Raw genomic sequence first — 12,066 nt, 5'->3', positions numbered from 1 at the left:
CATTTCGGCTCCCTGTTGCCGCTGGAGCACAGCGCCACAAGCCTCGCACAAGCTTCGCTCGCTAACCTCGCCGTTACGACAGATTGGGCCTTGAACCCGCGTTTGCGGGAAGCCCAAAGGCATGACGCCGCCCTGTCGTACCGGTGCAAGCCCGGTATGTCCCCCAAGCTCGATTCAATCTTCAAAGGGACATCAAAATGGGTTCTAGTCTTCTCACCAACTCCTCCGCCATGACCGCGCTCCAGACCCTGCGGTCTGTCAGCGCGCAACTCGCCACCACCCAGAACCGGATCTCCACCGGCCAGCGCGTGGCCACCGCTTCGGACAACGCCGCCTACTGGTCGATCGCGACGTCGATGCGCTCCGACAACGCCGCGCTCTCCGCCGTTTCCGACTCGCTCGGTCTGTCGGCCGCGACCGTCGACACCGAATATACCGCTCTGACCTCGGTGATCGGCGACAAGGAATCCGGCCTGACCAAGCTGCAGGCGCTGCTGGTCGAAGCCAAGACCGCGGGTATCGACCGCACCAAGATCCAGGCCGACATCACCCAGATCCAGCAGGATATGAAGCTCAAGGCCAATTCGGCCACCTTCAACGGCATCAACTGGCTGAGCACGACGACCGGTACCACTCCGACGAGCTTCAATCTCGTATCGTCGTATTCGCGTGTCGGCGGCACGCCCACCATCGGCTCCATCACGGTGACGACTGCCAACTACACGCTGTACTCGACCACGCAGACCGGCATTCTGGACACGGTGAGCGGCAGCGCGTCGGTCGATACGATCAACATCTCCGCGCTGACCGACTCCGCGGCTGACCAGACCACGCTCGATGGTTACATCGCGCAGGTCACCGCTGCGATCAACTCGGTGAGCTCGGCCGCTGCCGATCTCGGTGCGGTCAAGAACCGCATCTCGACCAACTCGGAGTTCGTGAAGACCCTGATGGACTCCGTGGACCGCGGTGTCGGCCAGCTCGTCGACGCCGACATGAACGCGGAATCGACCCGCCTCCAGGCTCTGCAGACCCAGCAGCAGCTCGGCGTTCAGGCGCTCTCGATCGCCAACCAGAACAGCCAGAGCATCCTGTCGCTGTTCCGCGGTTAAGCGGCGCTTTCGAAACGACCGTGCTCCCTCAGGGAGCACGGTCCCCGCCATGATCGGCGGATGCGACGGCACACAACACGCCGACATCGACCTTCCGACGCCAGACTTCATGCAATAAGCCGCAGCCGATGGCGCTGCCATGCGCCCGAGCGTCGGCTTGTGGCCGCCGAACGGATTACGTCGTCCTGGCTTCTTGCAAAATTGCAACGCCCCGCCAGCGAACTGACACATTCGCGGCCTCGCGCAACCTTCAGACAAGGTTGGCAGCTGAGTGTCCTGTACGTTCGCATTGGTACGAGGTCATATGCTCAGTCGTGCGCAGATACAGCAACTGCTCAACAATCTGCTGGAGCTTGGGCCGCGACGCCTGATGGCCTTGGGACTGATCGGCTTTGCCGTTCTCGTCACCGTCGTCGGCGGTACCTATTATCAGCCGCCCGGAGTTCGAGACGCTCTATACGGGCCTCACACGCGAAGATGTGACGCGCATGGGCGCTGCGCTGCGCGAGCAGAACATCGCGTTCGACGTCAATACCGCCGGCGATGCGGTCTCGGTGCGCCCGAGCCAGACCATGCAGGCGCGGATGCTGCTTGCCGAGAAGGGGCTGCCGACCAGCGCCAACTCCGGCTACGAGCTGTTCGACAAGATCGGCTCGCTCGGCCTGACGTCGTTCATGCAGGAGGTCACCAAGCTCCGCGCACTGGAGGGCGAGATTGCGCGCACGGTGCAACTGATGAAGGGCGTGAAGGCGGCGCGGGTGCATATCGTGCTGCCGGTCCGCGGCTCGTTCCGCGCGACGCAGCAGCCGCCATCGGCCTCGGTCGTGCTGCGCACCGACGGCGCGATCGAGGCGCGCACGGCGCAGTCGATCCGTCATCTCGTCGCCGCCGCCATCCCCGGCATGAGCCGCGACAAGGTGACGGTGCTGGACGCCGACGGATCGATGCTGCTCGCCGAAGAGGACGAGGCGAGCGCCGCGCCGACCAAGATGGCGAGCCTTCAGAAGACGGTCGGCGGCATGGTGCAGGAGAATATCCGCAAGGCGCTGACGCCGTATCTCGGCCTCGACAATTTCGAGGTGAGCGTTGCGCCGCAGCTCTCCACCGACAAGCGGCAGATCAACGAGACGGTCTATGATCCCGAGAGCCGCGCCGAACGATCGGTCCGGAACGTGCGCGAGAAGGAATCGTCGCAGAACGCCGACCGCTCGACGCCGACCACGGTGCAGCAGAATCTTCCCGACCAGCAGGTGAATGCCGGCGGCGGCAAGAACTCCAGCGAGGACAAGAGCCGCCGCGAGGACGTCACCAATTTCGAGGTCTCGTCCAAGACCACGACGACGGTAAGCGACGGCTATTCGGTCAAAAAGCTCTTCATCGCCGTCCTGGTCAACCGTGCGCGGCTGGTCGCCGATCTCGGCGACAAGAGCAACCAGGCCATCGTCGACAGCAAGCTTGCAGAGATCAGTCAGCTCGCGGCGACGGCGGGCGGACTGGACAAGACGCGCGGCGACCAGATCCAGGTGACGGCGGTCGACTTCATCGAGGGATCGCGTGAGCTGGCGCCGGTGCCCCCGATCAGCTTCGTCGAGATGATCAACAAGCAGCTCGGCAGCGTCATCAATGCAGTGACGATCCTGGCGGTTGCTGCGATGCTGGTCTGGTTCGGGCTTCGGCCCGCGGTCAACGGCATTCTGACCCATCGCGCGGAGCAGGAGCAGGCCGAGGCGGCTGAGGCCGCCCAAATCGAGGCTGCGGCGGCCCTTGCGTTGCCCGACAGCGAGGAGGCCGAGCTCAATCTCGTCGAGGACCTCGAAGGCAAGATGCAGCGAACGCCGCAGAAGCGGCTGGAGCAGATCGTCCGGCTCGATCAGATGCAGGCGGCTGCGATCCTTAAAGACTGGATGCGACGTGAGGAGGCGGCATGAACGCGGCAATCGGAAAACTCCTGACGCAGTTCGACGCGAATGGCCGGGTCAAGTCGTCGCCGCCTCCGTCGGCGAAAATCCAGGACGTGCTGACGAGGTCGAAGGAAGCCCGGCGCGAGCCGCAACCTCAACCGCAGCCCCAGGCCCAGCAGCAACCGCAGCTACAGGCGCCGCCTCCGGCGCCCGCGACGGAAGCTCCGCCCGCCAACCTCCTGGACGATGCCTATCGGCGAGGCCATGCCGCCGGCGTCGCGGAGGGCGAGGCCAAGTTGGCGGAGGAGCGCGTCCGCGGCGCGATCCGGCTCGGAGAGGAGCGGGCCAAATGGTCCGACCAGCAGGCGGTCGCGATCGTCGGCGGCTTCGAGGCGGCCTGCCGGGAGATCGAGAGCAACATCGCAAGCTCCGTTGCGCGGATATTGCTGCCGTTCCTCACCGAGGCGGTGCGCAACAAGGCAATCGAGTCACTGGTCGAGCAGATTGCGGTGCTGACCGGCGGTTCACCGGTGCCGGTCTTCAAGGTCACGGGCCCGAGCGAGCTGCTCGACCTCGTGAAGACGCAGCTCGAGGCTTCCAGGCGAACCGGCATCGCGTACGAGGCCGCCGATACCTTCGAGGTCCGCGTCGTGGCCGACCAGACCGTGATCGAGACGCAGATCTCCGCCTGGAGTGAACGCCTCAAGGAAGCGCGCCGGTAGTCCGCCATGGAAGAGGTCAAGCATGAGATCGTGATCGTCCGCCGGCGCAGCGCCTTCGCCGAGGAGGCGCATCATGGCGGCGTCTGGAAGATCGCCTATGCGGACTTCATGACCGCGATGATGGCGTTCTTCCTGGTCATGTGGCTGCTCAATGCGCTCAACCAGGACCAGAAGCAGGTGGTCGCGAGCTATTTCAACCCGATCAAGCTCGCGGAGAACGCGCCTGCTCCAAAGGGTCTCAAGGATCTCTCCAAGAAGGAGCCGTCCTCGTTCGAAGGCCAGGACGGCAAGCGTCAGCCGGCCGGGCCGAACGAAGAACGTCGCGGTGACTCTCCGACGGCCGAGAAGCCGGCCTCCTACGAGGAGAAGGTCCTGTTCCGCGATCCCTATGCAACGCTCGCGGAGATCGCCAACAGCGCGAACCAGTCCACGGGTCAGCGGCGTGCCGGCGCTCTGACGTCCGTCGAAGAGGAGGGCCTCAAGGGCGGCGACGCCTACCGCGATCCCTTCGATCCCGGCTATTGGAGGCTGGCGCCGCAGGCGTCCAAGGACGCCGATCGTTTCATCGAGAGCGAGCCCAAGCCGAATGCCTCCGCGCGCGACGGTGCAGCCGGACCAAACCCGGGCGAGCCGCAGGCACGCCGTGCCAAGGCGGAAGAGGCCGGCGGAAGCGTGGCTCCGAACGCGGACAGTCCGTCCGCAAGCCTGTCGCCCCTGTTGCCGCCGGGCCCCGCACCCACGCAATCCTCGCGCGAGGGCAGCGCCCAGTCTGGCGTTCAAGCCAATGCCGGCCCCCAGGCGCGTCCCAACGACACGGCAAAGGAGTCCGAACCGCGCGATGCGGCGCAAACGCAGCAGCCGACCCTCAAGCAGCTTCAGTCCGCGATCGCGGACGCGCTGTCGGATATCAAAGCGGGGGCGGGGCCGGCGGCCGAGGTGCGTCAGGTCGAGGAAGGTCTCCTGGTCAGCCTGACCGACGATGCGAGCTTCGGCATGTTCGCGGTCGGCTCGGCCGAGCCGCGGCCCGAGCTGATCCGCGTGATCGACAAGATCGGGCCGCTGCTGACGAAACGCCAGGGCATGATCATCGTGCGCGGCCATACCGACAATCGGCCGTATCGTTCGGAAACCTACGACAATTGGCGGCTGTCGACTGCCCGTGCGCAGATGGCCTATTACATGCTGGTTCGCTCCGGCGTCGATGCGCGGCGGATCGAGCATATCGAAGGTTACGCCGACCGGCGGCCGAAGCTTCCGAACGATCCGGCGGCCGCACAGAACCGCCGGATCGAGATCCTGATCCGGGAGAAACGCCCTTGATCAGGCTGCTGCGCCGCGCCGCCTTGCTGCTGCTGCCGTTCACGGCGGCGAGCGCGCTTGCCCAGCCTGCGCCCCAGTCCGGCGAGCCCTATGAGCTCGTCCGTGCGCTACAGGCGGTGCAGGACGGCATCGCCAACGGCGACACCGCCGCGCACAGCAGCCACATCGCGCTGATCCGGCAGATCGGCGAGAAGTTTCTCGCGGCCGATCCCGCCGTGTGGAGCAATCCGCAGAACAGCCAGGCCGTGGTCATCTACCTGCTCAGCGGCGGTGCGCCGCAAGTCGTCCGCAAGCTGCCGCGCGACAGGATGAACGTCGACGAGCGGCTGTTCAATGGTGCGCTCGCCTATGTCGAGGGTCGTCAGGACGACGCGCGGGAGCTGCTCAAGGACGTCAAGCCGCGGACGATTCCCTCGGGCCTAGTACCCGGAATCAGAGCTGAGTGATACGGCGGCCTTTGAAACGGCGTTGACGGACCTTTTTCTTGGTCCAGACGAAGGGCTCGGCTCTGTCGTTGTATGCGTTGACGTAGGCATCGATGTGTTCCTGAAGCTGCTTGAGGCTCGTGAAGGAGGTGCCGCTGAGCGACTGCCCCTGCAAGATGGAAAACCATACTTCGACCTGATTGAGCCATGACGCACTTGTCGGCGTGAAATGAAATTGCACGTTGGGGTGGGCCTTGAGCCAGTCCTCGTTCTTTTTATGGGTGTTGAGGTTGTCGAGGATGACGTGAAGCTTGCGGTTCGGAAAAGCCGCGGTGACGCTGTTCATGAAATCGAGAAACTCGACGCGGCGCCGGCGTTTTGAATGGGTCGCGATGATCTTTCCGGTGGCGACTTCGAGCGCCGCAAACAATGTTGTGGTGCCATGCCGCTTGTAATCGTGGCTTTGGCCGGTCAAGGCGCGGCCATTGGGCAACTTCAGATAACCCTGCGCTCGCTCCAAAGCCTGGATCGAGGGCTTCTCGTCCACGCACAGCACAATGGCCTTCGCCGGCGGCGCGACATAGAGGCCGACAACATCGGCGGCTTTGGCCGTAAAGTTCGGGTCGTTGCTCTCGCACCAGGACTTGCGAGCCACCAGGTCAATCTTGTGGCTGCGCAGGAACCGCCAGACATATTGGACATCGACATCGCCCAGCGCCTCGGCCAGCAGGGGGCCGGTCCAGCGCGCAAACCCTTGCGGTGGCGGCTTATCCAGCAGCTTCAGAATCCGCTTGTCGGTCGTCTTCGTATAGATCGGCTGCTTGCCAGGCCGCGGCTTGTCTTGCAGCCCTTCAAGGCCATGGTCGGCATAGCGATGCCGCCAAAGGCTGACAATCCGCGGCTGGACCCCAACTTCCTTGGCGATCGACCGGGTGCTGCGCCCATCCGCCGCCAACAGAACTATCCGCGCCCGCTTCAAATCGCGCTGCAACGTCACCGGTGAGCGACAGCACGCCTCAAGCACCTTGCGATCTTTCCTCGAAAGGTGGACTTCTCTTGCTTCGGGTATCATCCCGACCTTGAATCACGACTCACGTTCCAAGAAAAGTGGGTACTAGGCGGACAGGTCGCGCTGGTCCAGGGCGCGCTGTTCGCGCGCGCCGAGGCATCGCTCGCGATCGAGCGTCTGGACGATGCGCGCCTGCTGTCGCCCGGCACGCTCGTCGAGGAGGCGGCGCTGCGGCGCGAGATCCTGCTGGTGGGTCAGGCGGAGGATTTCGAGAAGTTCGAGTTCCTGACGCTGGCCTATATCCGCCATTACCGCAACTCGATCTATGCCGGCGATTTCTGGCAGCGATTCTCCACGGGGCTGACGCAGTCGAGCCTGGCGCTCGACGAGCGCCGTTTTGCACGGATCACGGCCCTGTTGGAGCAGATCGATCGTGCGAGCCGCCTCAAGCTGTACCTCGTGATCGCGCGCGCCGCGATGGTGCGCGGACGGCTGGCCGTGACCCGGCTTGCCGGCGAACGGGCGCTGGCGCTCAGCGCCGACGCCTCGGCGGATCGCGAGCGGGCCCATTTCTTCCGCGGCGCCTCGCGGGTGCTCACCGACGAATATGACGGCGGTCTCGCCGAGCTGAAGGCGCTCGACCGGTCGAAGCTGCCCGAGCGCGACGTCCCCCTTCTGAATGCCACGGTGCAGCTCGCGCTCGACGTCCGCAAGCCGTTCGCGGGCGGATCCGTTGCGGCTGCCGACAAGCCTCCGGCTACGCCGGCGAGGCTCGATCTGTCCTCATCGACCGTGACGCTCGCGCGCGCGCAGAAGCAGCTCGGCGAGCTCGAACTCCTTACCAAGGACCCGCCGTCCATGACCAAGCTCAGTGGAACCTCCGGACAGCTCTTCTCGGGTCTCGCCGAGAGCCTCAACGTGCGCGGGACTTCACGATCCGCAAAGAGCGCCGGAACCAGATCGCAGGCAAACTCGTCGTTCAACGATCTGCTCCACACCGTCTCGAATCTCGCGAAGCAGGCACTGAGCGATGGTGCCGGCGACACGACCGCGAAGACCGGAACGCTGCGCACGCGCCTGGCCCATTCCAACGAGCAGGAGAAGCCGAAGGACGCGACGGTGCGCGAACTCATCGCAGCATCCGAGGAACCAGAGGCCACAGAGGAACCCTCCGACAACAAGGCCGACAGGTCGTCGGAGAAACTACGACCGGTGGATCAAGCTGCCGGGGCGGACGTCCAGGGTCAATCGGGCATTGCCGTGGTGGTCGGGCAGGAGATCGCTGCCGCGCCTGCCGTGAAGACGCAGCTGCAATTGCCGTCCGCCGACAAGGACGGACCCGCCCGCGACGAGCGGTCCTCCACGACGAAGCGCGAGGCTTCCGGCACGGGCGCGGCGAAGGTGGCGACGGTCGACACCGCCCCATCCGGTGTCGCTCCCGCCGCCGCGCGCTCGCAGGCTACGGCTTCGCAAGCGATGAGCGCGGCTCAATCGGCACCGACGCAAGGCACGGAGGCTTCGAGTGCAATGCCCGCATCAGCGGGCTTCGAGGCGGTCACGGCCAATGTCGAGCGCGCCGCCAAGGCCTCGGCGCGCGCCGCACTGCCCGAGACGACCAAGGTCACCGTGGTCCAGCAGGAGACCCATCTGCCGCCAGCGCAGTTCAACGCCCCGCAACAGGTCGCCAATGCAGTCGTCGCCGAGCTCAAGGAGTCCTCGGCACCGGCGGCGTCGGCTGCGCCGCACCTTGCGGCTTCCCAGACCAATGCGCCGGATCAGCCGCTCAGGATCCTGACCGTCAATCTCGAGCCGCCGGCGCTCGGCAACGTCACCGTGCGCCTGCGTCTCGTCGGCACCGAAGTGTCCGTCCAGCTTGCGGCCGAGCGCAAGGACACGAGCCAGATGCTCGACCAGCAGCGCGACCAGATCCGCGATCTCATGCAATCGGCGGGCTACGTCGCCGACGTCGCGCCGGTCCAGCACGGCTCGCTGGACGGATTCCAGAGCGGCTCCGGCCAATCGCAGCCGCAGCTCTCGGGCCAGCACCAGCCCTCGTCGCAGTCGCAAGGCACGTTCGGCGGTGCCGGCACGTCATCGGGGCAATCCGATGGCGGTGCGAAGCAGGCCCGGCAGGAGCGCCAGTTCAACCAGGAGACGCGTCATGATCAGGACGTGGCGCCGCATCATCGTCGCGGCCCTGTTTATCTCTAGTGCGAGCGCTGCCCAGGCGTCCGCCGACATTGCGCGCCCCTGCGAACGCGAGATGGCGCGCGCGGCTCGGCAGCACGGGATTCCGCTCGGCATTCTCTACGCCGTCGGCCTCACCGAGACCGGTCGGCGCGGCGCGCTGCATCCTTACGCCCTCGGCGCCGACGGCCAGACCGTGTTCGCCAAGGACACGGATGACGCAATCGCGAATTTCGAGACGATGCGCAGCAAGGGGATAAAGCTCATCGACCTTGGCTGCATGCAGATCAACCACTATTACCACGGCGAGAAGTTCGCTTCGGTACGGGCGATGTTCGATCCCGCCAGGAACGTCGACTACGCCGCGCGCTTCCTGAAGGAGCTGAAGCAGCGCGAAGGCAATTGGACCATGGCAGTCGCGCGCTACAATGCCGGTCCCAACAACCAGCCGGCGCAGAAGCGGTACGTCTGTCACATCGTCGCTCATCTCGTATCGAGCGGTTTCGGCGCGTGGACCGACAAGGCGCGCTCGTTCTGTCAGCCGAAAACGACATGACAACATGAAGTTGTGCATCGCTTCCAATCATCAGCCCCGCGCAAGCAAGACCCCCCATTGTAGCTGCAACCTACCAAAGGAGCCTAATTCATGAGCCTGTATGGTGTTATGCGCACCGGCGTTTCCGGTATGTCTGCGCAGTCCAACAAGCTGTCGACGGTCTCGGACAACATCGCCAACGTCAACACGACCGGCTACAAGCGGGCTTCCACGGAATTCTCCTCGCTGATCCTGAAGAGCGGCTCCGGCAATTACGATTCCGGCGCCGTCGAGACCACGGTCCGCTACGCCATCAGCGACGCGGGACACACGCAGTTCACCACGTCGACCACAGACCTCGCCGTCCAGGGCAACGGCTTCTTCGTGGTCTCGAACGCCAACAACACGCAGCAATATTTGACGCGCGCCGGCTCGTTCGTGCCAGACGCCCAGGGCAATCTGGTCAACGCGGCCGGCTACTATCTTCTAGGACAGCCCGGTCTCGTGACCAACTTCTCGCAGAACAGCCTGTCCGGCATGCAGATCGTCAACGTTGCTCAGGTTCCGCAGGTGCCTGTGCCGTCGACGGCGGCAACGCTCACGACCGGCAACCTGGATCCGAAAGCGGCTGTTATCGCCGGTCCGCCCGGCCCGGCGTCATACTCATCGAAGAGCTCCATCGTGGCCTACAACAATATCGGCCAGGCCGTTACGCTCGACGTCTATATGTCCCACACGGCGACGGCTGCCGGCTCGGATACCTGGCAGATTCAGGTCTATGACTCCGCGACGGGCACCTCGCTCGGCGCCGCCACCACGTTCACCTTCGACACCACGGCGGCCGGCAGGGGCGCGCTGGACGCGGCGAGCCCGACCGGTCTCACCGTGACCGTCCCCGGCGGTGCGGCGCTGACCATGGACCTGTCGAACATGACGCAGGTCGGAACCGACTTCAGCTTCAAGACGACCGTCAATGGCAGCGTTCCCTCGGCCATCGACAAGGTCGACGTCGACGATGCGGGCCACGTGACGGCGATTCTCAAGAACGGGCAGCAGCTGACGCTCTACACGATCATGCTTGCCGACGTCGCGAGTCCCGACAATCTGACGCCCGAGCCGGGCAACGTCTATTCGACCAACCTGGATTCCGGCAACGCGCAGGCGGGAAATGCCGGCACCGGCGGGCTCGGCACGATCCAGTCCGGCGCCCTGGAGGCCTCCAACGTCGACCTCGCGGACGAACTCACCGGGATGATCGAGGCCCAACGCGGCTTCACTGCGAACTCGAAATCGTTCCAGACCGGTGCCGACCTGCTCGACGTCGTCGTCAACTTGAAGCGCTGAATTCTTCAGCGCCCATTCCGGGCAAGAGCAACCCATGTCCCTGACCTCCGCTCTCGACTCCGCTCGCGCTTCGCTCATGGCGTCGGGCATTCAGTCCTCGACGATCTCGCGCAACATCGCCGGTGCCAGCGCTGCCGGCTATTCGCGCAAGATCGCCGTGCTGGACAATCTGCCAAATGCCGGCGTCTATGTCGCGGCGATCCAGCGCGCCGCGAGCGGCGGCCTGTTCACCAACGTCCTGACCGCGACCTCGGCGTCCGCCAAGCAAAGCGTGATCTATGACGGTCTCCAGAAGATCGCGGCATCGACCGTGGATGATCCCGAGCTCGATCAATCGCCGACGGCGCAGCTCAATGCGCTGAAGCAGGCGCTGCAGAAATATGCCAACGCCCCGGACAACACCACGCTGGCGCAGGCGGCGGTCGCGTCCGCCAAGGACATGGCCACCGCGCTGAACCAGGCGACCCGGACCGTGCAGTCGGTTCGCGAGGGCGCCGATGCCGACATGAGGACGTCGGTCCAGAACATCAACCAGTTGCTCTCCCAGTTCGAGACCGTGAACACCGCGATCGTGAAGGGCACGATCTCCGGCGACGACATCACCGATTACCTCGACCAGCGCGACAACATCGTCTCGCAGCTGTCGCAGGAGGTCGGCGTCACGATGTCGATCCGTCCTAACGGCGACGCTGCGCTTTACGCCGACAGCGGCGTCGTGCTGTTCGACAAGACGGCGCGGACCGTGAGCTTTGCGTCGACGAATGCCTACACCGCCGGCACCACGGGCAATGCCGTCTACATCGACGGCGTCCCCGTGACCGGGGCCAATTCGGTGATGCCGCTGAAGTCGGGCAAGCTCGCGGGCCTCGCCCAGCTGCGTGACCAGGACGCCGTCACCTATCAGAGCCAGCTCGACGAAATCGCGCGCGGCCTGATCAACACTTTCAGGGAAAGCGATCAGACCGCCGCGGCGCTGCCCGACGTCCCCGGTCTGTTCACCTATCCCGGCGCGCCGGCCATGCCCGCGAGCGCCACCGTCTCGGTGGGCCTCGCCGGCACGATCTCGGTCGCCGCATCGGTCGATCCGGCCCAGGGCGGCAACCCGAACCTGCTGCGCGACGGCGCGATCAGCGGCAACCCCGCCTACCAATACAACACCGCGGGCAACGGCGGCTACTCGACCCGGCTGCAGCAGCTCATCGACGGCATGGATGCGTCGCAGCCGTTCGATCCAACAACGCAAGGCAAGCCGAGCGGCAACCTGATCGACTTCGCATCGTCGTCGACGAGCTGGATCGAGAACCAGCGCAAGACCGCCAACGACAACTCCGAGTACCAGAACACGCTGCTCAACCGCAGCATTACGGCGTTGTCGAACGTCAACGGCGTCAACATGGACGACGAGATGGCGCTGATGCTCCAGGTCGAGCGAACCTACTCGGCCTCGTCAAAGATCATTTCGACCGGCGATGAGATGCTGCAGAGCCTGCTGGCTGCCGTAGGGAATTAAG

At 65.0% G+C, this 12,066-nt stretch carries 8 protein-coding genes and 3 pseudogenes; 10 read left to right on the top strand and 1 reads right to left on the bottom strand.

What is annotated here, in order from left to right:
• Nucleotides 1-197 precede the first annotated feature (197 nt).
• From ABIF91_RS05745 to ABIF91_RS05725, 5 genes and pseudogenes are all read left to right on the top strand, one after another.
• Nucleotides 198-1,112: a flagellin gene (locus ABIF91_RS05745; protein WP_035670210.1), complete on the top strand. Its 915-nt coding sequence runs from the start codon at nt 198-200 to the stop codon at nt 1,110-1,112.
• 304 nt (nt 1,113-1,416) lie between these two features.
• Nucleotides 1,417-3,040 (top strand): annotated as a pseudogene (gene fliF, locus ABIF91_RS05740) (flagellar basal-body MS-ring/collar protein FliF).
• Nucleotides 3,037-3,735, top strand: a complete 699-nt coding sequence (locus ABIF91_RS05735) for a hypothetical protein (RefSeq protein ID WP_035670213.1) — start codon at nt 3,037-3,039, stop codon at nt 3,733-3,735. The pseudogene fliF and the gene ABIF91_RS05735 overlap by 4 nt, the downstream one beginning before the upstream one ends.
• A gap of 6 nt (nt 3,736-3,741) precedes the next feature.
• On the top strand, nt 3,742-5,055 hold the full coding sequence (locus ABIF91_RS05730; protein WP_035670216.1) for a MotB family protein: 1,314 nt from the start codon (nt 3,742-3,744) through the stop codon (nt 5,053-5,055).
• Nucleotides 5,052-5,477: pseudogene (locus ABIF91_RS05725) on the top strand (chemotaxis protein); the annotation flags it as partial. The gene ABIF91_RS05730 and the pseudogene ABIF91_RS05725, both read left to right, overlap by 4 nt.
• Nucleotides 5,478-5,487: 10 nt before the next feature.
• Here the strand turns inward: ABIF91_RS05725 and ABIF91_RS05720 are convergent.
• Nucleotides 5,488-6,552: an IS630-like element ISRj1 family transposase gene (locus ABIF91_RS05720; protein ID WP_026192128.1), complete on the bottom strand. Its 1,065-nt coding sequence runs from the start codon at nt 6,550-6,552 to the stop codon at nt 5,488-5,490.
• Between the two features lie 42 nt (nt 6,553-6,594).
• On the opposite strand from ABIF91_RS05720, the pseudogene ABIF91_RS05715 reads away from it, so the two are divergent.
• From ABIF91_RS05715 to flgK, 5 genes and pseudogenes are all read left to right on the top strand, one after another.
• Nucleotides 6,595-7,338 (top strand): annotated as a pseudogene (locus ABIF91_RS05715) (chemotaxis protein); the annotation flags it as partial.
• 9 nt (nt 7,339-7,347) lie between these two features.
• On the top strand, nt 7,348-8,700 hold the full coding sequence (locus tag ABIF91_RS05710; RefSeq protein WP_035670222.1) for a flagellar hook-length control protein FliK: 1,353 nt from the start codon (nt 7,348-7,350) through the stop codon (nt 8,698-8,700).
• Nucleotides 8,651-9,232, top strand: coding sequence for a transglycosylase SLT domain-containing protein (locus tag ABIF91_RS05705; protein WP_035670224.1), 582 nt, complete (start codon nt 8,651-8,653; stop codon nt 9,230-9,232). Before ABIF91_RS05710 ends, ABIF91_RS05705 begins: the two co-directional genes overlap by 50 nt.
• Nucleotides 9,233-9,322: 90 nt before the next feature.
• On the top strand, nt 9,323-10,555 hold the full coding sequence (locus tag ABIF91_RS05700; RefSeq protein WP_035670227.1) for a flagellar hook protein FlgE: 1,233 nt from the start codon (nt 9,323-9,325) through the stop codon (nt 10,553-10,555).
• Between the two features lie 34 nt (nt 10,556-10,589).
• The gene (gene flgK / locus ABIF91_RS05695) at nt 10,590-12,065 is read left to right on the top strand and encodes a flagellar hook-associated protein FlgK (protein ID WP_284282813.1); all 1,476 of its coding nucleotides are present in this window, start codon (nt 10,590-10,592) and stop codon (nt 12,063-12,065) included.
• The last annotated feature ends 1 nt before the right edge of the window (nt 12,066 follow it).

The organism is Bradyrhizobium sp. USDA 241, from assembly GCF_049739505.1.
GTDB lineage: Bacteria > Pseudomonadota > Alphaproteobacteria > Rhizobiales > Xanthobacteraceae > Bradyrhizobium > Bradyrhizobium liaoningense.
This window is presented reverse-complemented; position numbering and strand designations above follow the sequence as displayed.

Coding starts and splice junctions, on each gene's coding strand:
- flgK (WP_284282813.1), top strand. CDS start 10,590: ATGTCCCTGACCTCCGCTCTCGACTCCGCTCGCGCTTCGCTCATGGCG.
- ABIF91_RS05735 (WP_035670213.1), top strand. CDS start 3,037: ATGAACGCGGCAATCGGAAAACTCCTGACGCAGTTCGACGCGAATGGC.
- ABIF91_RS05700 (WP_035670227.1), top strand. CDS start 9,323: ATGAGCCTGTATGGTGTTATGCGCACCGGCGTTTCCGGTATGTCTGCG.
- ABIF91_RS05720 (WP_026192128.1), bottom strand. CDS start 6,552: ATGATACCCGAAGCAAGAGAAGTCCACCTTTCGAGGAAAGATCGCAAG.
- ABIF91_RS05705 (WP_035670224.1), top strand. CDS start 8,651: ATGATCAGGACGTGGCGCCGCATCATCGTCGCGGCCCTGTTTATCTCT.
- ABIF91_RS05730 (WP_035670216.1), top strand. CDS start 3,742: ATGGAAGAGGTCAAGCATGAGATCGTGATCGTCCGCCGGCGCAGCGCC.
- ABIF91_RS05745 (WP_035670210.1), top strand. CDS start 198: ATGGGTTCTAGTCTTCTCACCAACTCCTCCGCCATGACCGCGCTCCAG.
- ABIF91_RS05710 (WP_035670222.1), top strand. CDS start 7,348: ATGACCAAGCTCAGTGGAACCTCCGGACAGCTCTTCTCGGGTCTCGCC.